We start from the raw sequence: 23,888 nt of genomic DNA on the forward strand, positions 1-23,888 counted from the left end.
GGATGACGCCATGAACGCCAAGATTCTTGTGCTGCTGATGCTGCCGCTTGCAGGCTGCTCGAGCACCTCCGAAACCCAGAACATGCCGGTGAATATCCTCACCGCCACCCCGGCCAACGCCCAGGCGACTGATATGCCGAAGATCGAGCAGACTCTGCGCCCGCAGGATGTGCTCGACGTGATCTTCCATATCAGCACCAGCGGCTCGGACGCCTACCGCGTGCAATCGGGTGACCAGATCGGTCTGAACTTCACCGCCGCCAGCCAGCTCAACGGCAATCAGCTGGTGCTGCCCGACGGCACCATCGAACTGCCGGGCGCCAACACCTCGGTGAAAATCGCCGGGCTGACCAGTGATCAGGCGCGCGAAGAAATCCAGCGTGCCTATCAACGCAAGCAGCTGTTCCAGCCAAACCGCAATCAGTTGACCGTGCAGATCATCAGCCCGCTGACCAACGAGCAGAATCTGAAAAGCGCGCTGAACCACCCGGCCACCGGCATGAGCCGTGAGATCACTGTCGGCACCGACGGCTACGCGAGTTTCCCGGAAATCGGCGCCGTGCCGCTGCAAGGCATGACCGTCAATCAACTGGAAACCTTCCTCAACAAGAAGTACGCGCAACTGCCCGGCCGCATGACCGTGGACGTACTGCTGAAATCCACCGCCGGCAACGAGATCTACGTGCTCGGCGAAGTCGGCCAGCCGGGTTCCTACCCGATCCGCCGGCCGGTATCGGTGCTTGAAGCACTGACCCTGGCCCGTGGTACCAACGTCAAGGCTCGCCTGGATTCGGTGGTGATCATGCGCCGCAACGGCAATCAGGTGCAGGCAGTGCGCTACGACGTCGAGAAGGCCTTGTCCGGCGATGCTTCGCAGATCGCGTATCTGCAACCGGACGACATGCTCTACGTGCCGAAAACCAAACTGGCCAGCGCCGGCGAACTCGCCCGCCAATTGGCTGACGTGGTGCTGTTCCAGGGCGTCGGGTTCAGCTTCGGCTACCGCGTCGACAACAAAGACAGCAACAACAACTGACTCTCAGGTGACCGACATGAATCCAAAGGAAAACTACCTGCATGAGTTCTTCAGGATCTTCTTCGCCAACAAGCAACTGGTGAAACGGGTCTTCCTGATCTTTGCAGTCATCGCCCTGCTCCTGCCGCTGGTGCTCAAACAGAGCTTCGATATCACCGCGCAGGTGATCGTGCAGTCGAAAAAACTCTCCCAGGGTGACGCCACCACGTCGCTCACGGTGGACAACGCCACGTTCATTCCGCCGTCGCTGGCGGATATGGAAACGGAAAGCAACATCCTCCGTTCGCCGGCACTGATCCGCCAGACCATCAGCGAACTGCGCGATAAAGGTGAATACACACCTTCGCCGGGCATCTTCAGCAAACTGGTGGCCGAGCCGTTCAAGCGCTACATCAGCTCGCCGCTGCGTCAGTACGTGATCAACCCGGTGCGCAACGTGCTCGGACTGGAAACCGATCCGGTGCGTGACACCGCGCTCGACGCCTTCACCCAGCAAGCCATCGACAGCCTGAAAATCGAGACGTTGCCCGGTTCCAACGTGATATCGATCGTCTACAGCTTCCCCGATCCGCACCAAGGCACGACGTTTGTCGCAGCCTTGCTGCAGAACTATCTTGTCAGCCGTCAGGCCTTGCAGTCGATCGACCTCCCGCAGTCCTTCTACGAGTCGAAGAAGCACCTCTATCAAGTGCGCCTCGATGGCCTGGAAGGTAACCGTCAGGCATTGCTGGAAAGCGTCGGCTCGTCGGATCCGAAAGAAGAAATCACCTTCCGCCTCAACGCGATCAACACCGAAGAGCAAGCCCTGAACCTGTATCAGGATCGCCTGTTGCAGAGCCAGCGCTGGCTCGAATACCTGAAAACCGCGATGGCGGCGGCCACCAACAGCAAGCTCAACGACTACACCTTCCCATTCACCTTCACCACCACCGTCGACAACGTGGCGTTCGAGGATCGGGAAATCAAACAGATGGGCGAGCAACTGACCACTCAGGTCAGCCGCTACATGAATGACCTGGCGGTGTTCCAGCCCGGCAGCGAACCGATGCTGCTGACCCGCGAGCAGATCGCCCGCACCCGTCAGCAGTTCCTCAAAGTGGTGAGCAACCGCATCCAGGAACGCACCGCCGATCTGGCCGTGGTCAAGCAGGTGATCGAGCAGAAAACCGCGCGCATTGCCGAGTTCAAGAACCGCATCCACGAGTTGCAGCAGACCCAAAGCAAGCTGCGGCAGATGGACACCGAAATCGATGCGCTGCATGCCGCGTTCTCGACCTACGCCCAGCGTTTCGCCGAAAGCAGCACCACCGGCGTGCTCAACGACGATCTGTCCAATGCCCGGGTGCTCAGCCCGCCGTTCGAACCGACCGAAGCGGCGTTCCCGAAACCGGGCCTGATCATTCCGTTCGGTTTGTTCACCGGGTTGCTGCTGGCGATTGCTCTGGTCTACGTACGTGAGTTCTTCGATCATCGCTTCAAACACCCGGCGCAAATCAGCCACGAACTGGGTCTGCCGGTGCTGTTGGTGATCAACGACCAGAACGCGCTGCCGAGCAATCCGCACAAGAACTGGACAGTGCCAAGCTTCCTGCACTGGGTGCGCAATTGAGCAGCGCATCCTCCCCGACTGCCGCGCTGCCGATCATTCATTTGCTCAGCAGCGGCGGCTTCTATGGGGCCGAGCGCATGTTGCTGGATCATTGTCTGGCGACGCCGGGGCAACATCAGGTGCTGTTTCTCGACGCGCCGCCAGAACTGATCCAACGCTTTCGCGCGGCCGGGGTCGACTGTCGCGGTTGTGCCGGGCTTGGGGAGTTGCTGCGCCACTTGCGTCAGCGTCGCGGGGACAAACCGCTGATCAATACGCACAACTTCAAAGGGCTGTTGTTCGGTTGGGTCAGCGCAACCCTGTTGCGCCTACCGCTGGTGATCACCCAGCACGGTTTCACGCCGCGCAGTCGCAAGCAGAAGTTCTACACCTGGCTGAGCCTGCAACTGTGCCGCACGGCGTCGGTGGACCGGGTGGTATGCGTGGCGGAAAGCATCGCCACGCTGCACCGTCAGGCCAGCGTACGGGCAGATAAATTGCAAGTGATCCCTAACGGTTTGCCGGCCGCTGCGTCGCTGGTGCCGGACGCGGATCGGCAACGCTGGCTGGCTGGTTATGTCGGCCGGTTGAGCAGCGAGAAAGGCCCGGATCTGTTTCTCGATGCCTTGATCCCCCTGTGTCATCAGCATCCGCAACTGGATGCGGTGATGCTCGGCGATGGCCCGGAACGCGAGGCGTTGCAGGCGCGGATCGACAACGCCGGTTTGTCGCAACGCATCCGTTTGCCCGGTTACCAGATCGCCATGCAACCGTGGTGGCAGCAACTCGATGCGCTGGTGATCAGCTCGCGCACCGAAGGGACACCAATGATTTTGCTCGAAGCAATGCAGGCCGGGGTGCCGGTGGTGGCGTTCGGCGTTGGCGGCATTCCCGATGTGCTCGAACACCGGCACAACGGCTTACTCGCCACACCGGCCGACTGCGCCGCCCTCGCACGTCAGCTCGACACGTTGCTGAGCGAGCCGAAACTGGCCCGACAACTGCGCGACAACGCAAAACGCACGCAACAGGATCGCTACGACCTCAAGGCTTTGGCCGAACGCTGGTCGCAGCTGTACATCCGCACGGCACGGGAGGCACGCGTATGATTTTCCCGCTCTCGATCGTCAGTCTGCTCGGTCTGGTCTGCATCGGTTTGCTGGCCAGCCCTTATCCGTTTCTGGCGCCGGGGGCGGTGCTGGGCCTGGTGGGTTTTGCGGTGTTGTACCGCAAACCGACCTGGGGCCTGCTCGGCATTGCCGCACTGGTGCCGTTCGAAGGTTTTTTCAAGGACACGTCGTTCTCCGGCAGCAAGCTGATCGGTGCTTCGCTGGCGGTGATCCTGATGCTGCAACTGGCGTTGCACCAGATTCCCTCGGAGCGCCTGCGCAGCAATATCTGGCGCTACCTCGTGTGGTTCATGGTTCTGTACTTTCTGAGCCTGCTCAATACCGATGACCTGGGCATGTCGCTCGGCCATCTGCGCGAACTGAGCGTCGGTTTGATCCTGTTTGTCATCACCTTGCTGATCGGCCGTGAGCTGAACCTTGACCTGTTCGCCCGCCTCGTCACCCTCGCCGTCAGCACCACCTGTGCGATGGCGATGTTCTCGGCCAAATTCCAGGATCAGGGGCGCGCCGCCGGTCTGCTCGAAGACCCCAACGCGTTCGCCATGCTGATAGCCTTTGCCATTCCGATGGGGCTGCTACTGGTGATCCGCAGCCCGAACCTGCTGCACCGGTTGTTCTGGGGCGGTTGCTGTCTGCTGCTGTTGGGCGGCATGACCAAAACCGAATCGCGCTCCGGTCTGGTGGTATTGGCGCTGAGCCTGCTGATCGGCTGCTGGCATTACCGCACGCAACTGACACGGATTCGCCCTCGGCATCTGGGCTTCGCCATGCTCGGCGCGGCGTTCGTGATTCCGCTGGCGATCTACGCAATGCCGGCCGGTTATATGGCGCGCATCCAGTCCCTGAGTATCCTCAGCGCCGGTTCCAAGGCTCAGGACGAATCCCTCGGCCGCCGCGCTTCGTACATCGTGGTTGGCAGCCAGATGATCCGCGAGAACCCGCTGCTCGGCTCCGGTCCCGGCACCTTCCCGCTGCACTACGCAACCACCGGTTACGCCAAGGCGTTTTCGGCCAACCGCAAGATCGGCGACCTCTATCGCCGGGCGCACAACACGTATCTGGAAATATTCAGTGAACTTGGCGTGCCTGCCGGGCTGTTGTTCGTCGGTATGCTCGGCCTCGGCCTGTATAACCTGATCCGCGCACGGGCGGCGTGGATGCTGCGTCGCGAATGGCATCAGGCCGACATGATGACCCATCTCGGTGTGAGCTTTCTGTCGCTGACGCTGTTCCTGATGTTCCTCAGTGCACCGAACCAGAAATGCGTGTGGATCATGCTTGCCATGACCAGCGTCCTGCGCCTGAAAGCCGAGCAGGCGCCACTGACCACGGAGGCCAGGGCATGAGTCGCATCAGTATCGTCATTCCGATGTTCAACGAGGCCCGGCACATTGGCCGCACCTTGCTCGCCGCGCAAAAAGCGGCACACGCGGCCAATGTCGAGTGCGAACTGATTGTGGTCGACAACGGCTCGAGCGATCAGGGTCCGCAGATCGCCCGCCAGTTCGGCGCGCAGGTGTTGGTGCTGCCGGGGTTGTTGATCGGCGCGTTGCGCAATCGCGGCACGGCCGTCGCCACGGGTGAATGGCTGGCGTTTATCGATGCCGACATTGAACTGCCGGAGAGCTGGCTCAAGCCGTTATTCGACATTGAAGGCAGCGGCCAGGCCGATGTCTTCGGCCTTGATCTGCACACTCCTGCCGAAGCGCCGTGGTACGCCACCGCCTGGCAACGCCGCACCTTGCGCGTGTCGTCGCAGACCTCACACGTCGTTGACTGGCTGCCCAGTGCCAACCTGCTGATGCGCCGGCGCTGGTTCGACAAGGTCGGCGGTTTCAACGAAAGCCTGCGCACCGGCGAGGACAAGGAATTCACCCTGCGCCTGCACGAACAGGGTGCGCGGTTGCTGTCGATCAATGACAACGTCGCCCTGCACTGGGGTTACGAAATGAACTGGCGCGAGTGGATGGGTAAGGAACTGTGGCGTCAGGGCAGCCATCTGCAATTGCTGCGCACCCACGGTTTCAGCCTTCGCCTGCTGCGTTTTCCGATGCTGTCGCTGCTGGTGTGGTTGCTGGATTTTCTGGCGATTTCAGCGCTGCTCGACGGCTTTCCGCATCACGCGATCATCATGGTCAGCCTGACATTGCTGCCAGGGCTGGTGCTCAGCCTGCGCCAAAGCTTCAAACATCGGAACATCGGTCTGACCCTGCAACTGTGGGGCCTGCACTGGGTGCGTCTGCACCTGGCCGGTGCCGCGTTCATTTTGAGTCTGTGTCATTGGAACGCCCGGAGGCCTGCCCGTGGCTGAATTCATTTTCTGGATGTGCCTGTTGCTGCCGGTCTACGCCTACGTGGGCTACCCGCTGCTATTAACGATCGTGGCGCCACTGTTTCCAGCCTGGCGGCACACGCCAGCACCGCCGTTGAACGTCAGCATCGTGATTGCCGCGCACAACGAGGCGCGGCACATCGAGCACAAATTGCGCACGCTGCTGGCCCAGGATTATCAGCCGGCCTCTCTGCAGATCATTCTGGCCAGTGACGGTTCGACCGATGACACCGTGGCCTGTGCGCACAAAATCGTTGACCCGCGCATCACCGTGCTCGACCTGCCACGTCAAGGCAAAGCGGCGACGCTGAATGCCGGCGTGGCGCTGAGTACCGGTGACATTCTGGTGTTCACCGATGCCGACAACCAATGGTCCCGCGAAACCCTCGGCTACTTGCTTGCGCCGCTGAATGATCCGCAAGTCGGCGGCTGTGCCGGGCACATGGTGATTCCGGTCACCGGCGGCGGGTTGAGCGTTGGCGACAGCCTCTATCGGCATTACGAAGGCTGGCTGCGCCGCGTGGAAAACCGCACCGGCTGCATGGTTTCCGCCGACGGCGCCCTGCTCGCCCTGCGTCGCGAGTTGTTCCAGAACGTGCCGGCCGAGGTCAATGACGATTTCTTTATCAGCACCTGCGCGCCGGTGGCGCACAAACGCATCGTTTACGTGCCGCAAGCGCAAGTGATCGACCACGGGGTCGATGAGGCGGACAAGCAGTTCCGCCGCCGTCAGCGCGTCACCGTCGGCGGTCTGCAAAGCCTCGCCCAGCGCCGCGAACTGCTCAATCCGCTGAAATATGGCCTGTATTCGATCGCGTTGATCAGCCACAAACTGATCCGCCGTCTCGCGCCGATCCTGTTGCTGCCGTTGTTGCTGAGCAATTTCTGGCTGTGGGACGACCATGGTTTCTATCGCCTGGCCTTGATAGCGCAGTTGTTCGGCTACGCCATCGCGATCGCCGGCCTGCTCGATTCGCAACACCGCTTGCCCAAGCCCTTTCGCCTCGCCGCGTTTCTGCTGGTCACCCTCGCCGGAATGAGTCTCGGCCTGTGGCAGTTCCTGCGCGGTCAGCGGTATGCCCAGTGGAATCCTGAACAGAACCGTTAAGAGGACCGAAGCCATGGCGATCAAACAATTATTCAAACGCACCAGTGGCTGGCTCTATCTCAACTCGTCCATGGGCCGCAACCAGCTGCACGGCGCCGGGGTGATTCTGATGCTGCACCGGGTGCTGTCGAACGACCGCGCCGCCGATCTGCCGCACCGCAACGAACTGTGCGTCGGGCCGAAAGCTTTCGAGCATTTGCTGGTATGGCTGCGCAAACATTTCGATTGCGTACCGCTGATGGAAATCCTCCAGCCCAACTCGCTGCGCACAGAGCGCCCACGGGTGGCGCTGACCTTCGATGACGGTTGGCGCGACAACGCGGTCAACGCCTTCCCGTTGCTGCAGAAACATCAGGTGCCGGCGAGCATTTTCCTCTCAACCGATTTCATCGGCAGCCGTCAGCGCTTCTGGTGGGAAAGCCTCGGCGAAACCCTGTGGGGCAGCCACGGCGACAAGGCGCGGATGCATTTGATCGAATGTCTGCACGCCATGCGTCACCCGTTGCCGGTGCTGCTGGATGACATCGATGTCGAGCGCCGCAGCCTGGCGCTGCTGCATTACCTGCAAGGGCTGAAGTCGATTGACCCGCAGGAGCTGGAGCGCCTGACCGATGAGTGTCCGCAAGACTCGCTACCGCAAGCGCTGGACTGGCATCAGGTGCGCGCACTCGAGGCTTCCGGGCTGGTGCGTTTCGGCCCCCACGGCGCCAGTCACGCGATCCTCACTGGCTTGGACGATATGCGCCTGAGCGAAGAAATCAGCCGCAGTCGCGATGCCCTGCACAACGGCTGCAACCGCCCCCTGCCGGTGTATTGCTACCCCAATGGCGACAACGATGAGCGCGTGCGCGAACAGATTGCCAATCATGATTACCCTTTCGCGCTCGGCACCGGCACCGGTATTTATCGCGGCGAAGGTGATCCGCTGAACCTGCCACGTTTCGGCGTCAGTCAGCGCAGCGCGCGCAATCCAGAACTGCTGTCGTGGCGGATCTATCGCGGGGCACGGCCATGAGCCGAAGCAACTACATCAAGCATCTAGCGCTGAGCATGGGCACCAAGCTGGCGATGATCGCCCTGCGTTTGCTGCGCAATGTGCTGCTGGCGCGGATTCTCGGACCCAGTGAGCGCGGGCTGTTTGCGTTGCTCAGCACCCTGCCGGACTTGATCAGCGCGGCGACCAGCGGCGGCTTGAATTCGGCGGTGGGTTATCAGGCTGCCAAGCAACGGCCGATGGGCTTGCTGCTCAGTCAGGTGTTGGTGTTCGGCTGTTTACTCGCAGCGTTGTTGACCTTGCTGGTGGTGGCGCTGGTGCGTGAGTTTGGCAGTGAACTGGATGTGACGATGCAGCTCGGTTTGCTTGCCTGGTTGTTGCTGCTGGCGGTGCCGCTGACCGTACTGAAAAGTGGCTTGCTAACGCTGCACAACGCCTCCGGTGGCGTGGTCGCGTTCAACGCCTTGCGTCTGGTCGAGTCGTTGGCTCCGCTGTTGCTGTTTCTCGCATTGTTCTGGATGTGGCAAAGCGCCGCCCTCGAAGCGGCGCTGATCAGTTGGCTGGCCGGTATCAGTCTGGTGGTGCTGGTCGGTTGGGTCTGGCTCAAACGTGCGCAACCGTTACAGTTGCAATGGGACCGCGCCAGCCAGAAAGAACTGCTGCGCTACAGTGCGCGCAGTCATCCGGATTTGCTGTTCCAGCAAGTGATTCTGCGCTCGGATTACCTGTTTATCGGCGCCCTGCTCGGCAGTACCGCGCTCGGTCATTACGCGATGGCCAGTGCTGCCGCCGAACTGCTGCTGATCGTCCCGGAAGCGGTCACCACACCGCTGATGAAACGTCTGCTGCAGCAAGACGAAGGCATGGACAAGGTCACACCGCTGGCCCTGCGCCTGACCGCCACGGTGATGCTCGGCGCGTGCCTGACCATGGCGGTGATTGGCGAATGGCTGATCGTCACCTTGTTTGGTGCGGTGTACCAACCGGCGTATCCGGCGCTGCTGGCATTGCTGCCGGGGCTGTTGGGCCTGTGCTACGCGAGTATCTTGCGCCTGGATCTGCTCGGCAAGAATCGTCCCGGCACGGTGTCGTTACTGATGGGCCTGGGTGCGCTGCTCAATCTGGCATTGAACCTGGTGATGATTCCCGCCTACGGCATCGTCGGCGCAGCGGCGGCGTCGTCGATTGCCTATCTGGCAGTGACTGTGGCGATGCTGGTGCTTTACTGCCGTTTGAGCGGCGTGCCGTTCTGGCAAACGCTGATCATCTTGCCCCGCGACTTCACGCCGATGTGGCTGATGTTGCAACGCCGGAAAACCGCATGAAAGGCCTGGCCATGCTGCTCGGTCTCGGCCTGTCGCTGGACGCCTTTGCCGCGTCCATGCGTTGGGGCGAGATCCGCGACGGCAGTCTGTATCTGCAAGCCGATCGCCCGGATACGGTGACTGTGCGCTGGACGCCGGCGTGGCAGGCCGATGCCAACGAAGAACATCTGTACCTGCTCGACGGTAAAGGCAAACTGGCGGGCGATCGGTTCATCACGGCCAGCGAAATTCGCGGCAGTCAGAGCTGGCCATTGCTGCCCGGCGCGAGCAGTTATCGGCTGGAAATTCCCGGCTACAGCTTTCGCAATTATCGCGTCGAACATGACGAGCGCACGGTCGCTTTATTCGCCCCGGCGAAAGTGCATTTCAGCGTCGACACCCGCAATGGCGACGAGTTGTATTTCAAGGTCGCGCCGAGTGAACACGCGGTGCTGGCCGGCAAGTTTCATGGCGGCGTCAGCGGCTTGCAGGCGCAGCGGGTCGGTGATGAGCAGCAACTGACGCTGGCGCTGAAACCCTATCGTGCCTATTGGCAGTTCGATCAGGTCGCCCTGCCGGTCAGCGAGCGCGAGCAAGTCTGGCGCTTGCGTCTGCAAGGCAGCGGCAAAGCGGCGTTCTGGCTGGATGGCACGGCCAACCTGTTCGCACAGAGCCCGCAGCAACTGAAAGCGCTGCGTGAAGACGCCGGTCAGACGCATCTGGTCTTGCACGACAAAGTGCTCGGACGCACGCCGGACCTAGGCATCGCCCTGCCCTACGTGATGCCGCCGCCCGCCAGTCATGCCGCGCTGGATGCGCTGAAACCGACGGCGGCGAGTTACTACAGTTTTGTCGACGTGACGGCGAAGAATCCGCAGTTCGAAGATGCTTTCCGTCAGGTGTATCAGGAGCGTTTCGGCATCAGGCAGGACATCACCCTGCTGGCCGGCAGTCAGCGCCAGGCCGATCTGCGCGCCGATGTGCAAAGCAACGGTGGGCTTGATGCGTGGCTGGCCGGCACCCGCGCGCTCGGTGGCAAAGGCACGCACTACATCGGTTTTGCCGACGAGCCGAACCTCAACTACTCCAGTTACGCGCAGTATCAGGCGATTTTCGCCAGCATGGCCCGCCAGGTGCTCAGTGATCCGGAGAATGCCAAGGCTGGCGTACGCATTGCCATGCCGGCCAGTTCGCGACTGGCCAACGGGCCATTCGCCAATAACGCGGCGGACAAGCGCGGCATCGATTGGGCACGGCGTCTGCTCAGCGAATCGGGCGATCAGGTCGACGCGCTGGCGTGGCACGAATGGATGATCCGCGATTTGCTCGCCACCCGCGTGTATCGCGACAGCGTGCGGCGCGCGGCCGAGCTGGTCGGCTTCGACGATAAGGGTCAGCCACGCAAGGCCTTGCTGCTCGACCAGACCAACCTGTCCAGCGGGTCCAGCCTCAGCCCCTACGATCAGGAAACCCACTACGCTTCGCTGTGGTGGGCGTCGGTGGTGATCAACGCCTCGCAGGACGGTTTGCTGAGCATGCTCAACTGGTTCCAGGCGGCCGATGAACCGCAGTATCCCAAGGGCATGCTGCGCGTCTCGGCGGATGAGCAACGCTTCGAATTGAAACCGGTGGGCCTGGCCCAGCAATTCATCGCCCAGCACTGGCTGCATCAGGTGCTGTGGCTGGAGAACGACGCCTTTGAAGTCGATGTGCTGGCGATGGCCGGCGACGATCAGCGCGGCCTGCTTGGGGTAAACAAAGGCAACCGGCTACAACATGTGGACCTGGCCGGTGCCAAGTGCCCGCTGAACAACGGCGCCCTGCGCTACTTCGGTGCCGACAACCGCAGCCGCGACGCGCCGTTTGCCTGCGAGAACGGGCGCGTGCGTTTCGAGCTGCCAGGGCAGACCCTCTTCTCCCTTAGCTGGAGCGCTTCATGAACCGTCCGTTGATGTTCAGCCGCGCAGGCCTGTGGCCGCACGATGCCTCGTCATCAGGAGTGAACACCATGAATATGCTCAACAAACTGACTGGACACCTGCGGCAGAAAGGACTCACTGCCACCGTCAAGAAGGCATGGAAGCACTACATCTTTTCCCATCAGGAACTGCTGTGGATGGAGCGCGACCTCGTCAGCCCGGTGCCGCCGCACAACCTCAAACCCTACCCGCCGCTGCGGGTGGTGAAGATCACCGCGGACAACGCCAGCGCCTTCGCCCGCTACTTCGGCGACCGCGTCGGCACCATGGCCGAACTCGCCAACGAAGGCCACACCGGGCACATGCACCTGGACGATCAGGGCGACACGGTGGCGTTTATCTGGGGCAGTTCGCGGGACTATTTCGACAGGCACTATTACGGCTGCCTGTTCCCGGTGAAACCCGGCGAGTTCTTCGAGTTCGGCGGCGAATTGACCCGCGCCTATTGGGGCACCGAACTGTCGGTGGATCTGCAACTGGAGCTGTGGAAAGCCATGGCTGCGCAAGGCTGCGACAAGGTTGTCGACGTCTGCGAGTTCCACAATATCCCGGCGCTCAAACTGCACCTGCGCATGGGCTACACCGAGCAAAACCGAATCATGAATGTGTACACCCTGTTCGGTCGCTGGCGTTTCTATCGCGAAAGCCGTTACAGCGGTTCGCGTCTGGAAGCGCTGCGCAAACCTTCCCGTCCACCCGTAACAGCAACGGCGACCTGAGCCTATGGTGACGCGATTTGAATGGCGCACTTCATTGTGCGCCGCCAATTTCCCGGAAGCAGCCTATGAAACGCTGCGCCTGCGGGTGACGGATCACACGCCGTTCAACCACCTTGGTTGGTTGTGCGCGGCCGAGCAGGCCCTTGGCGAGAGTGAGCATTTGCACATCCTGCTGGGGTGGGAGGCGGACGAATTGCGTCTGTGCCTGCCATTGGTGGCGAGTCACGAGCGCTTTGCCGGCGTGCCCTTTCGGGTTTTGCATCACTTGGGTTATCCGCTGGCGGATCGCTTGGCGCTGTTGTCTTTGCTTGGTGGCGAAGACATGCGCAAAGCCTTGCTACTGATTCGTCAACGAGTACCCCATGCGCTGCTGCAACTCAATGAATTGTCCGAACCTGCCGGTGAAGAAAGCACGCTGACCGAATGGATGGCGCGCAGCTCCACCGGTGAGCGACGCTTGAGTTGTCGGGTGCCGGTGCATCTGATCAGCGAGGCGGATCATCAGGAAGTCTCCGGCGATCCGCGTTACAAGCTGCGCCGGGCGCGCAAACGGATTGCCGCGTGCGGTGCCGAAGTGCGGCGGATCATTCCCGATGCGTTGAGCATGGGGCCGCTGCTGCAGGTCATCAGCGAAGTCGAAGCGGTGAGTTGGAAAGGTGATGAAGGTGTGGGGATTTTCGCCGGCGAACGCAGTCGCCAGTTGATCGAACGTGCCTTCACTGCTCTCGCCGGCCAAGGCCTGGTGCGGGTGGTGACGCTGGAACTGAACGGCCGCTGCATCAGCTATCGCCTCGGCCTGCTCGAACAGGGTCGGCTCTACGATTACAACCTCGCGTTCCTGCCGCAATACGCCGATCTGGGCAGCGGCCGGGTGTTGCTGGAGGAATGGATTCGCTGGGGCCTGGACGACAACTGGCGCTGGATCGATGCCTCGCGGGTCAGTCTGGAAAACTCCAGCCATCAACTGCACGAACGCATGACCGGACAACTGGAGCACTGGCGCTGGAGTTTTTATTCCTGGCGCCCGAGTGGCCTCCTCCTCGGTCTGGGTTTGCGTCTGTGGCATCGACTCAAACCGCATGTGCAAGCATGGCGGGCACGACGTGCCGAGCCAGCGAAACCACCACTGAAACCTGTCGCGATCACCACGGAGGGCGAACATGCCTCGCCAAGTCATAGTCAACGCTGACGATTTCGGCCTCAGCCCGAACGAAAATTCGGTGATCTTCGCCGCGTTTCAGGCTGGGGTCATCAGTTCTGCCACGGCGATGGCCAACATGCCGGCGTTTGAAGCGGCGTGTGCCATGGCGCGGCATGCGACCCTGCAAGGCCGGGTGGGCCTGCACTTCAACCTGACTTACGGACGACCGCTGAGCCAGGCAATTCTGGCCCGCCGTACTTTCTGCGATGACTTCGGCGTGTTCGACCTCAGCCTGCCGCGCCACAGTTTCTGGCTGGGCCGCGAGGATCGCGAGGCGGTGCGCGAAGAGTTGCAGGCGCAGTGGCAGCGCTGCGTCGATCACGGCCTGCGTCCCAGCCACATCGATTCGCATCAGCACGTGCACAACATCTGGCCGATCGGCGAGATCGTCGCGCGATTTGCCGCGCATCAAGGGGTGCCGATTCGGTTGGCGCGCAATCTGGGGCAAAACCTCAATCTGCCCAAGCGTGTGTTCAAGGGTTTGCTCAATTGGCGTTTGCAGCGTCTGGCGGGGGTTACCGCTGACTATGTGTGCACGCCGATCGACCTGCGCAACGACAGCGCGCCGACCGACGGCGTGCTGGAAATCGTCGCCCACCCGACGCAACTCGGCGCCGACTTTGGTGACGCCTATCTCAATCCGGATGAGTCCCTGAGCCGCGTACTAGAGCAGCGGCTGATGGGCATCGCTCGGGTTTCATACGCTGATCTGAACAAGGATTTTCTACGCGGTGCCACGGCGCTCGATTGACTTACATACCTTGCAATACTTTCCAAGATGGCACTTTGAAATGAATTGGCAAGGCTGATCTATACCCACAAAAGCACCATCCACAACACCCGGGCTTCGGCCACGGAGGGCAGTATGAGCATCATCGAAAAACTACAAGAACGCATCCGGCAAAAAGGCCTCGGCCGCACCTTCGGCACGTTGTGGAAACGCTACGTGTTCTTCCACTGGGAGCTGCTGTGGATGGAGCGCGACCTGGTCAGCCCGGTGCCGCCGCACAAGCTGCGGCCTTACGACGGATTGCGCAAAGTCGACATCACGCCGGAGAACGCCATTGCCTTCGCCAAGCATTTTGGTGACCGCGTGGGCACCATGGCGGAACTAGCCGCCGAGGGTCACACCGGGCACATGTACCTCGATGCTGACGGGCATGCGGTCGGGTTTATCTGGGGCAGCATTCGTGACTATCACGACCGCCACTATTACGGCTGCACCTTCCCGGTCAATCCCGGTGAGTTCTTTGAGTTTGGCGGTGAGATGACCCGCGCTTATTTCGGCAGCAGCCTGTCCGTGGATGTGCAGGTGGCGCTGTGGGAAGCCATGGCAGCGCAGGGCTGCGACAAGGTGGTGGACGTGTGCGAGACGCACAATATTCCGGCGCTGAAGCTGCATATCCGCATGGGTTATCACGAGCAGGGGCGTGTGATGCACGTGTACTGCCTGTTTGGACGCTGGAAGTTCTTCCGGGAAACACGGTATGAGGGGTCGCGGCTGGAACCGTTGCGCAAACCGGGGCGGCCGGTGGTGAGTGCGGCGGCGCAGGCTTGATCCAGTTCTGAAATGTGTGGCGTGTTTAAGGCCGCCATCGCTGGCAAGCCAGCTCCCACAGGGTTTTGCGGTGTACCGCTTATTTGTGTACTACACAAAATCCTGTGGGAGCTGGCTTGCCAGCGATGAGGCCAGTGGCAGCAACGATAAATATCAGGCCTTGGTGGCGATGAGGGTAAAACACATCGGCATCTGCGCCTCTCGATTCAGATACCGGTCATACACCTCTTCCCGGTTCGAATGCGCATACTCCTTGAAGTGCGCAATATTCAGCCCTGCCCCGATCGCACCACTGAAAATCGCCCCCAGCGTATGCACAAACCAATACGACTTCGCCGCCGGCTGCTCAACCTTGCCGACATAGACAATCGGCTCTTCCTGCACAAACGGCTCAGCGCGGAAGTAGGAACTGGCGAGGCGATACGGATCTTCCGCATCCGGGTCGACCATTTCCAGGAACGGATGGGTTTCGTAGATCACCAGTTTGCCGCCCGGTTTCAGCGTCGAGGCGACGTGGCGGAAAAACTCGCCGATGTCCGGCATCCAGTTCAAAACACCAATGGTGATCAGCGCCACATCGAAGCGGTTCTGCAAGGACGCCGGCAAATGATGGATATCGCTTTCGATGAACTCGGCGTTGTGCGGTGAACGCTGGTTCAGCTCACGCGCCTGATCGAGAAACGCCGTCGATTGATCGACACCGACCACGCTTCTGGCACCGAGCGCAAACAGAGAGAGACTCTCACGGCCGTTGTTGCAGCCCAGTTGAATCACATCCTTACCGTCGACCTCCAGCAACCCGCTCAGGGTCTCATCAAGACAAGAGAAATCCGCCTGCGCGACCTCGCCGAGCAAGGCCTGCCAGTCAGGCGAATCCTGATGATGGCGGGCGGAATCGTTCCACGCCTGTCGATTGCTTTCGATGGCGGTTTTATTGTTGGGCACTTCCATGGCGCACTCCGGACGATGCTCGTGATTGAGCGGATCCGAGTCTAGATCAGCTCTTCAATTGCGGTTGTTGCAAACTTGTAAGCCAATTCGTGTAGGAGCTACCGCAGGCTGCGATCTTTTGATCTTGTTTTTAAAGACCAAGATCAAAAGATCGCAGCCTGCGGTAGCTCCTACATATCTGAGTGTTCATGCCTACAAGTGTCGGCAAATTATCAAAACAGATAGAGGACACGGCTGACTATTCAACTCTGCTCACATGGATATCCTCACAAAGCGCAGACATCCGACGCGCACAAAAAATGGCTAAGGAGGTTTAACCATGAGCCAGACGTTAACGATTTTCGACGTGGCAGCATTGCTGGACAGTGACGAAGCCATCAGCGAATACCTGTCCCAGGTTCTTGCAGACGGGGATAACGAAGAGTTTCTTCGCGCAATCGGCTATGTGCTCAAGGCCTGTGCACAACCGGGGCATGCGTGTGATCAATCATCCGGTTGTTTGAATGTCGGGCAGCTATAGTTAATAGCCTTGGGGAAAACCGCACTCGCAGGTGCCGCCATGCTAATGCTCGATCGGCTGTTGTTGACCGGCTGTCTGCTCGCTGCCACACAGGCGCAAGCGCTGGACAGCAATTTCAATTATTACGGGCCGAACCAGCCCTTCGCCCACCCTGCCCCGTATTCACTGAGTTCCACACCGCCCAAGCCTTACGACGATACGGCGCCGCAGGATTTTGTGGTGCTTCCGGGTGACCATGAATTCTACGATTCGCAGTTGCCGACCGTGGCGGATGCGACGGTGCGGGTGTTTATCCGCACGTACGATGCCGAGCGTGGGATTTATGTGAATGACGAGGTGCTGGATCCGAGTTGTGTGCTGGAGTGTTTGAGCCGGCAACAACACTGAATACCGAACGCCTACTGTAGGAGCTGCCGCAGGCTGCGATCTTTTGATCTTGATCTTAAAACAAGATCAAAAGATCGCAGCCTGCGGCAGCTCCTACATTTATTGTGTACGGCCGCTACCACTGGCGTTTGTCAGGGCGGGCGAGGCCGAGTTTTTCGATGCGGTAGCGCAGCATGTCGCGGCTCAGGCCCAGCAAGCGCGCGGATTTGGTGACGTTCCAGTCAGTCTTGTCGAGCATTTTGCGCACCATGTCGCGTTCGACTTCCGGCAGGTTCATCGACTCCATATTGCTCGCCGGACGCGGTTCGTAGTGCACCGGGGTGTCATGAATATGCAGCGGCGGTTCGTCGACCAGGCTCATGCATACGTTGAGTTGATGCGCGGCAATCGTGTCGCTCGGCGCCAGCAGCACGGTCTGCTCAAGCATATTGCGCAGTTCGCGCACATTGCCCGGCCAGGTGTAACTGAGCAGCAGCTCTTCGGCCTGCTGACTGAAATGCAGATTCGGTTTGCCATAGCGTTTGCCGTGACTGGCGAGGAAGTGCCGGGCCAACAACAAAATATCGTCACCCCGCGCGTACAGGCGCGGCACCTTGATCGAAATGATCCGCAGACGGAAAAACAGATCACGACGGAATTTGCCCTGCTGGACCATTTGTTCAAGGTTGCAATTGGTCGCACTGATCACCCGCAGATTGACCTTGCGCTCCTTCACCGAGCCAACCCGGCGAATGGTGCGGTCTTCCAGAAGCTTCAAAAGCTTGGCCTGCAAAAGCAGATCCATTTCGCCGACCTCATCAAGAAACAGCGTGCCGCCGTCCGCCGCTTCCACCAGCCCGACACGACGATCCTTGGCATCGGTAAACGCGCCCTTCTCATGCCCGAACAGCTCTGACTCGACCAGATTCGACGGGATCGACGCGCAGTTGAATTCAATAAACGGGCCTTTGCTACGCGGCCCATCGAAATGCAGCGCACGCGCCACCAGTTCCTTGCCGGTGCCGGTCTCGCCTTCGACCAAAACCGGCGGCAGATCGGTGTTGGCCATGCGCCGCTCGGCGTCGAGCAACTGGCCGATGGTGTTTTTCAGATACTGCATCGGTGCCGAGTCGCCGATCAGCGCCTGCACCCCGGATTTCTGCGCCTCGCGTTCCTGATAGAACGACAGCGTGCGTTCCATCCGTTCGGTGGCCAGGGCCTTGTCGAGCAGCAGTTTCAGCTCCGGCAGCGCCACCGGTTTGGTGACGTAATGAAAGGCGCCCTCCTTCATCGCCACCACGGCATCTTCGACGTTGCCGTAGCCAGTCATCATGATCACTTTGAGATCCGGCGCGCTGATGCGCAGCTTCTGGATCAGGTCGTGACCACTCATGCCCGGCAGCGAGTTGTCGGTCAGCACGATGTCCGGCATGAAGGTTTCCAGTTGCCCCAACGCGTCTTCGGCCGAATGGCAGACGGTCACCTCGAAGTCCTTGCGCTCCAGGTAGGTCTGAATATTGTCGGCCAGCAGTTCGTCATCCTCGACCAGCAGAATGCTGTGTTCCATATTCCCCTCCCGATGCCACTTTGAAGTTGAGACTGACGCGGGTTCCTTCCTGCTCGCGGCTGGTCAGCACGACCGAACCTTCGAAACGCTCCATGATGCGTTTGACCAACGCCAGGCCAACCCCGAGGCCGCCCTGTTTGGTGGTGAAAAACGGTTTGAACACCAACAACTGCTGCTGCGCGCTCATGCCCTTGCCGGTGTCACTCACGGTCAGGCGCACGCTGTCGGGCTGCGGCGATTCGAATTCGACGCTGAGCACACCGCCCTTGGGCATGGCTTCCAGGGCATTGGCAAACAGGCTATTGAGGATTTGCGTGAGCAACACCTTCTGGCTGACGACCGGCGCGCAATTCTGCGGTGTGAAGCGCACTTCGACGTTGCAGCGCTTGATCAATGCTTCGAAGGCGCCAACGGTGTCTTCGACCGCCATCACCAGATCCACCGCCTCGCCGTCGTCATTCATCGGCCGCAGTGATACCAGCAATTCGCGCACCCAGCGCGACATGCGATCAACCTGGCTGATGATGTCGCCGATGTTGCGTTGCGCACCGGGGCTGGCGATTTCCTGGGCCAGTTCGGCGCTGGATCGAATGGTCGCCAGTGGATTGCGCAGGCTGTGCGCCACCGCCGAGGACATCTCGCCGAGGGCGACAAAGGTTTCATTGCTGATCAACTGTTGCTGCTGGCTCTGCAGCAGTTGCGCCGCGCGGCGGACGATCCAGAACAACGCGAGAAAGATCGCCGCACCGCCGAAACACGTGGCGGCCCAGATCGAGGCGAATCCACGGTCGATGCGGTCGACCAGATCCGCCGGCTCCTTGTAGACCTCAACCATGGCGACGACTTTGCTTTTGTCGGCGTTGAACATCGGGATGTAGTTCTCGATGAACAGGTATTTCGGTTCGCGCAGCAACTGCTGCTCGGGTTTCTCATCGTCGATCTTGTGGTAGCTGGAGGACACTGGCACTTTCATCTCGAACGACTCGTCGAGTTCGTCGTCATCCTTGATGTGCACGCCGATAAGCTCAGCGTTGGTTGACCAGATCACCGTGCGATCCAAGGCGTACACCGTGGCCAGCAGAATGTCCGGCAGGTGTTCGACATGGTCGAGAAATTCGATACGCGCCGAAGCCTGTAACACAGGGTCGACATCAGGAAAGTTGCCGTCCTGACGCGGATCGAGCATTTCGCCCATTGTCCGCGCCGGGGTGATGCCGGCATGGCGTATTTCCGCCGCGCCGATGGCCTGAACAAATTGGGCGGTTAGCAACGCATCGCGCTCGACGCTTTCGGTGACCACGAAGCGCGTTGAGATATAGCCAAGGCCCACCGCCACGGCGGCGATGATGAAAAAACTCGCGAGCGAGAACCAGCGCAGCAAATTGAACTGTTCGCGCCAGCTCTTGCCCATTGCCGCCGGGGTGTCCGGCGCAGGTGTTTGTTGTGCTTCCAGTCGCTGCATGGGAGTGCCCTGGAGGTTTTGTATCGAGCCAGTTACTGCCATCAGTGTAGGTGGCTCTGACCGCGACACACGGTTCAATGATGCTATTTCGCCGCTACCGCATCTGACTCACCGTCGCGGCTGGATCGCCCGGTTTTACTGGCGTCAATGCACCGCCGGCGACGGCATTGGCGGACGGTTGCTGGCGCTCGGTTTCGTCGCTGAGGAAGTCGATGATCGATTGCGCGGATGGCTCGTCGAGGCGCAGGTTGGGCATCGGAATTCGCTCGAATTGTTCGTAGAGTTGCAGGGCAATCGGGTCTTTTTCCGCGAGCAGGCGATCCGGTTCACGGATCCAGCGATTCAGCCACTGCGGATCGCGGTTGCGGGTCACGCCGATCAGGTCCGGGCCGATGCTGCGCATGCCGAGGCCCTGGCCGTCCAGGGGGCCGAGGCTGTGGCACGAGGCGCAGCGCGTGCGGAAGAGTTCTTCGCCATTGCTCGGCGGGCGAATGTCCGGGGCGTTGGCGTAACTCTCTTCGATGCTCGGCTGTTTCCAGTTCTGCAAGGTGTTGGCCAGTTGATCGGCGAGGATCCACGGATTTTCGAACGGCGAGGCTTTCATCCAGCGCCCGGTGGTCTGGTTGCCGACGATCAGGCTGAGGTTGTGATCCTTGTTGCGACCGTTGTCGACGCCTTCGATGAACAGCCCGAGTTTTTTGCGCAAGTCAATGACGTCGGCGAATTCGCCAGTGAGAAACCTCCAGCCCGGGTCGACCTTGAAGCGCTGCGCATAGGCCTTGAGCACTTCGGGGGTGTCGCTGAGTGGGTCGATGCTGATCGAGTAGAAGAAAATGTCCTGGCCGACTCGATCTCCGAGCAGTTTTTGCACTTGGCGCAGGCGCGCGGTTTCCAGTGGGCAAGAGTCGCTGCACGAGGTGAAGATGAAATTGATCACCACCACTTTGTCTTTGATCAGGTCATCGAAAAAATGCACCTGCCGACCGTCCTGATCGGTCAGCAGGGTGTTGGGGAAATAGTCGCTACCCCACGGGGTGGCAGATTCGCTGGCAGCTGCCGCTGCGTCGACGCCCGCCTGGTGTGCCAGCAGCACACGGCTGCCGAGCACGCAGGCCACCAGCACCAGCACCAGGTGCATGCCCAGCGCCCGGGAGCGCGGGGTATACAGCGGTTGGCTGTCACCGTGGCGGCGGTTCATGGCTTGACCACCACTTGTGGGCCCATGCCGTCACCGTTGCGGAAGGTAGGCAGCGCGGCGGAGTTGACGTAGCGCACGCCGTCCCAGCTTGGCAGAGGCGTCGGCATCAACTGCAGTTGCCCGGGTTTCTCAAGGTCCCAACGCAGCAGCATCGAGTTGTCTTCGTGCTGGGTGTTGTGACAATGCTCCATGTACGTCCCGGCGAATTCGCGGAAGTTGATCGCCATCTCGACGCTGTCCAGCCCATCGATTTCCGAACCGATGCGATAGACGTCCTTGCGCGCCCATTTTTCCCATTCCGGCGGCGCCTTGCCGCCGCGACTGAGGATGATCCCCTCTTCGAAGTGCACGTGCACCGGATGGCTCCAGCCCTTGCCGCCGGCCTTGATGTTCCATACCTCCAGCGTACCGAACCCGGTGACACCGGCATCGGTCGGGCCGCTGGACAATTGAGTCGAGGCGTTCAGGCGCCGTGGGTCCATGTGGTAGCCGAAACCGCCATCGGTCTTGACCGTCCACGGCGCCTCATCGGTGCCGTCGGTACGGCCAAAGGTGAAGGTGCGGTGACGGGCCTTGGCCAGCAGTGCCTTGTCGGCAGCATTGTCGCGATGGATCTTCAGCGGGATCATCACCAGCCCTTCAGCCTTGCCCGGTTTGGCCGGTTCGTAAGCCGCCGGGTTCATCGCCAGATCCTGACCGGTGTAGGCCTTGACGTTGAGCTGCAAGACCTTGCCCACCGCCGGGTCCCCTCTGTCCCACTGCGGACCATTGCTGGTCTGCTTGATGACCGGCAGGTATTTCTCCGAGAGCACGTCCGCCAGCGGGATCACTTCTTTCGGGCCTTTGCCGTCGTCCTGCGCCTGCAGGTTGAGGAAAAACAGTTTGTCGCCGGGCTTGATGCCGTTTTTTGCGAAGTTGACGATGATGTCGAAACGCTCAGCGATGCCCTGGGTCGGCAGGATCGCGTTGTGGTTCTGTTTATCGCCGTCGGCGTCGAGGTCCATGCTGCCGTCGAACGGCACGCTGTGTTCCATGATGTTGCCGTCGTTGGCGATCATGTGGAACGGCACGCGGCTGTACGTCACACCGGAGTTTTTCGGCCCCTGGAATTCACCGCCACTGCCTTTGATCTCCCGCACCAGCGCCAGTTTGAAGTAGCGCGACACCGAGCCGTTGAGGATGCGAAAGCGATAGCTGCGTGCGCGCACGTCGAGGGCCGGTTTCCACTGCCAGTTGACCAGCACCTGATCGCCGATGAAGCCGTCGGTATTGAACGGGTTGAACCACAATTGGCCTTGTTGATCCCAGGCCTTGTCGGCAAACACCAGGTTGACGTCATAGTCGCGGTTACCCCACGGCAAGGCGCTGCCGCTGGGGAAGCGCAGGTTGACGCCGTCGTTGACCGACTCGTTGCCGCGATCCAGCGCGCTGTAATAGTTCATCATCGCCGCGTTGCCCTTGTAGACGTTCTGCGCGGTGAAATCGAGCATGTGGTCGTGGAACCAGTGGGTGCTCATGGTTTCGCGCCAGTCGCCCCGGATCTTGATGGTGCCGTTATCACAGGTCTTCTTCGCCGGAGCCATGTCATTGACCCACAGGGTTTCACCCGGCGCGCAGGGGAACGCAGCGCGTGGGTCTTCGGCTTTGGTGTTGATGCTGTCGTAACCGGCGAGCTGGATCGGCCAGCGATAATCGTAGTACTGGCCGGGGAAGAAGAACGCGTTGGCATAACCGTCGCTTTCTGCCGGCGCGTGACCGTTGTGCTCGTGGGTGCTGATGGTGTGCAGACCGAAACCACGGTTGGCCGACGGGTCGATCGGCAAGCCGTTGTAGTGCCGCATCATCACCGGTTGGCCGTAGCGCACCATTAACAGTTTTGGCGGCAGCGTGCCGTCGAAGGTCCACACCGCGTTGTGGTTTTGCACGGGCATGTTCGGGTGGAAGCGCGGGTCGACGCCTTTGGCGGTGCCATCGGTCGCCGGTACGCCGGCGACGTTGTGGTACAGACCGCCGGGGCCGAATTCGCCCATGGCGTAGCCGTGCATTTGTCGGCTGTCACGCAGGCCGCCGTTGAGGCGCGCACCGGTCTGCACGGTTTTGTAGGCGACTTGCGGGTAGAACTCGTTCCAGCGCTGATGCGACCAGCCTTTTCCAGGTGGCCGTCCTTCCGCGGAGGAGCCGATGTGACGGTTGAGGAACACTTCAATCTGCGCCTGCCACGGGTTGCGGTCGACCACGTTGGAAAACTGACTGGGAAACGGCGTCAGCCCCGGTTGGCGCAAGAACGCATCCAGCGCTGTGCCGGGTGGCGCGCTGCGGGCGATGTTGTTCGGGTCCTGCGCAGGTGCCGGGCCAATCGCGGCGGGCGGAAAGGGCAATGGCGCTGCCGGTGTGGTCGGGTCGAGTTTTTCCGGGCCGAATTCCTCGAACAGCAGTAACTGCTGGCTGAACGGCTGTGCGCCATAAAGCGGGCTGGGTTTGCCATTGGTGGGGTAGTTGAAACTGGTCTGCACGGTGGGCGGCAGAACGTTTTCCGTGCGGGTCGAGTCCCGTGTGCCTTTGACCCCGTCGGGCAGGTCGAAGGAATCTTCGTTGGCCTCGGGCATGCTCAGGATGGCGTTGAGTGCGGTCGGTTCATCCGCCGGCTCGTCGTAGTAGGCCGACGGGTCGGAGGTTTCTGGCTGGCGCTCGTCATCGATCGGACTGGCATGAACGCCGGCCATGGTGCCGAGGGTCAACATCAGAAAGACGCTCAGTGGCGTCAACCGGAAGGTATTGCTTGGGTCACGCGTTGCTCTGTCCATCACCAGCCGCCTCATCAAGGAAGGGGTGATGGTGTTTTGCAACTAGTGCGCCAAGAAATTATTTCCAGTTG

The 23,888-nt window shown here is 60.7% G+C and carries 19 protein-coding genes and 1 pseudogene; 15 read left to right on the forward strand and 5 right to left on the reverse strand.

From position 1 onward, the window contains the following. Positions 1-10 precede the first annotated feature (10 nt). The 13 genes from M9827_RS20390 (at position 11) to M9827_RS20450 (ending at position 14,949) form a co-directional block, all read left to right on the forward strand. On the forward strand, positions 11-1,036 hold the full coding sequence (locus M9827_RS20390) for a polysaccharide biosynthesis/export family protein (protein ID WP_064120077.1): 1,026 nt from the start codon (positions 11-13) through the stop codon (positions 1,034-1,036). A 16-nt stretch (positions 1,037-1,052) separates the two neighbouring features. Further along, positions 1,053-2,645 (forward strand): GumC family protein, encoded by a 1,593-nt coding sequence (locus M9827_RS20395; protein WP_250606848.1) that lies wholly within the window; start codon positions 1,053-1,055, stop codon positions 2,643-2,645. Then, the gene (locus M9827_RS20400) at positions 2,642-3,733 is read left to right on the forward strand and encodes a glycosyltransferase family 4 protein (protein WP_250606849.1); all 1,092 of its coding nucleotides are present in this window, start codon (positions 2,642-2,644) and stop codon (positions 3,731-3,733) included. Before M9827_RS20395 ends, M9827_RS20400 begins: the two co-directional genes overlap by 4 nt. Beyond that, complete coding sequence (locus M9827_RS20405) at positions 3,730-5,100, forward strand: O-antigen ligase family protein (RefSeq protein WP_250606850.1); 1,371 nt, start codon at positions 3,730-3,732, stop codon at positions 5,098-5,100. Before M9827_RS20400 ends, M9827_RS20405 begins: the two co-directional genes overlap by 4 nt. Continuing rightward, on the forward strand, positions 5,097-6,065 hold the full coding sequence (locus M9827_RS20410; RefSeq protein ID WP_250606851.1) for a glycosyltransferase: 969 nt from the start codon (positions 5,097-5,099) through the stop codon (positions 6,063-6,065). Before M9827_RS20405 ends, M9827_RS20410 begins: the two co-directional genes overlap by 4 nt. Next, positions 6,058-7,194, forward strand: coding sequence for a glycosyltransferase (locus M9827_RS20415; RefSeq protein ID WP_250606852.1), 1,137 nt, complete (start codon positions 6,058-6,060; stop codon positions 7,192-7,194). The genes M9827_RS20410 and M9827_RS20415 overlap by 8 nt, the downstream gene beginning before the upstream one ends. A 13-nt stretch (positions 7,195-7,207) precedes the next feature. Beyond that, positions 7,208-8,209, forward strand: a complete 1,002-nt coding sequence (locus tag M9827_RS20420) for a polysaccharide deacetylase family protein (protein WP_250606853.1) — start codon at positions 7,208-7,210, stop codon at positions 8,207-8,209. Further along, a complete protein-coding gene (locus M9827_RS20425) occupies positions 8,206-9,513 on the forward strand; it encodes a lipopolysaccharide biosynthesis protein (protein ID WP_250606854.1) in 1,308 nt (435 codons plus the stop codon). Before M9827_RS20420 ends, M9827_RS20425 begins: the two co-directional genes overlap by 4 nt. Then, positions 9,510-11,432, forward strand: coding sequence for a hypothetical protein (locus M9827_RS20430; RefSeq protein ID WP_250606855.1), 1,923 nt, complete (start codon positions 9,510-9,512; stop codon positions 11,430-11,432). The genes M9827_RS20425 and M9827_RS20430 overlap by 4 nt, the downstream gene beginning before the upstream one ends. 68 nt (positions 11,433-11,500) lie before the next feature. Continuing rightward, complete coding sequence (locus tag M9827_RS20435; protein ID WP_250606879.1) at positions 11,501-12,190, forward strand: GNAT family N-acetyltransferase; 690 nt, start codon at positions 11,501-11,503, stop codon at positions 12,188-12,190. A gap of 4 nt (positions 12,191-12,194) precedes the next feature. Continuing rightward, positions 12,195-13,379 carry a GNAT family N-acetyltransferase gene (locus M9827_RS20440; protein WP_250606856.1) on the forward strand — a complete coding sequence of 395 codons (1,185 nt, stop codon included), beginning with the start codon at positions 12,195-12,197 and terminating at the stop codon, positions 13,377-13,379. Next, positions 13,351-14,142, forward strand: a complete 792-nt coding sequence (locus tag M9827_RS20445) for a ChbG/HpnK family deacetylase (protein WP_250606857.1) — start codon at positions 13,351-13,353, stop codon at positions 14,140-14,142. Before M9827_RS20440 ends, M9827_RS20445 begins: the two co-directional genes overlap by 29 nt. A gap of 114 nt (positions 14,143-14,256) precedes the next feature. After that, positions 14,257-14,949 (forward strand): GNAT family N-acetyltransferase, encoded by a 693-nt coding sequence (locus tag M9827_RS20450; protein WP_250606858.1) that lies wholly within the window; start codon positions 14,257-14,259, stop codon positions 14,947-14,949. 153 nt (positions 14,950-15,102) lie between these two features. On the opposite strand, the gene M9827_RS20455 is transcribed toward M9827_RS20450, so the two are convergent. Further along, positions 15,103-15,900, reverse strand: coding sequence for a class I SAM-dependent methyltransferase (locus M9827_RS20455; RefSeq protein WP_250606859.1), 798 nt, complete (start codon positions 15,898-15,900; stop codon positions 15,103-15,105). 319 nt (positions 15,901-16,219) lie between these two features. On the opposite strand from M9827_RS20455, the pseudogene M9827_RS20460 reads away from it, so the two are divergent. Both M9827_RS20460 and M9827_RS20465 read left to right on the forward strand, forming a co-directional pair. Beyond that, a pseudogene (locus M9827_RS20460) lies at positions 16,220-16,396 on the forward strand (helix-turn-helix domain-containing transcriptional regulator); the annotation flags it as partial. Positions 16,397-16,459: 63 nt separating this feature from the next. After that, positions 16,460-16,807, forward strand: a complete 348-nt coding sequence (locus M9827_RS20465) for a hypothetical protein (protein WP_250606860.1) — start codon at positions 16,460-16,462, stop codon at positions 16,805-16,807. A 115-nt stretch (positions 16,808-16,922) separates the two neighbouring features. Here the strand turns inward: M9827_RS20465 and M9827_RS20470 are convergent, their stop codons facing one another. The 4 genes from M9827_RS20470 to M9827_RS20485 all read right to left on the reverse strand — a co-directional run bounded on the left by M9827_RS20470 (position 16,923) and on the right by M9827_RS20485 (position 23,817). Continuing rightward, the gene (locus tag M9827_RS20470) at positions 16,923-18,353 is read right to left on the reverse strand and encodes a sigma-54-dependent transcriptional regulator (protein WP_250606861.1); all 1,431 of its coding nucleotides are present in this window, start codon (positions 18,351-18,353) and stop codon (positions 16,923-16,925) included. Beyond that, entirely contained in the window at positions 18,322-19,815 is a 1,494-nt protein-coding gene (locus M9827_RS20475; protein ID WP_250606862.1) for a sensor histidine kinase, read from the reverse strand. The genes M9827_RS20470 and M9827_RS20475 overlap by 32 nt, the downstream gene beginning before the upstream one ends. A gap of 94 nt (positions 19,816-19,909) precedes the next feature. Beyond that, positions 19,910-21,013: an SCO family protein gene (locus tag M9827_RS20480; RefSeq protein ID WP_250606863.1), complete on the reverse strand. Its 1,104-nt coding sequence runs from the start codon at positions 21,011-21,013 to the stop codon at positions 19,910-19,912. Next, the gene (locus M9827_RS20485) at positions 21,010-23,817 is read right to left on the reverse strand and encodes a multicopper oxidase domain-containing protein (protein WP_250606864.1); all 2,808 of its coding nucleotides are present in this window, start codon (positions 23,815-23,817) and stop codon (positions 21,010-21,012) included. The genes M9827_RS20480 and M9827_RS20485 overlap by 4 nt, the downstream gene beginning before the upstream one ends. Positions 23,818-23,888 lie beyond the last annotated feature (71 nt).

This window comes from Pseudomonas sp. AKS31 (genome assembly GCF_023634765.1).
Classification (GTDB): domain Bacteria; phylum Pseudomonadota; class Gammaproteobacteria; order Pseudomonadales; family Pseudomonadaceae; genus Aquipseudomonas.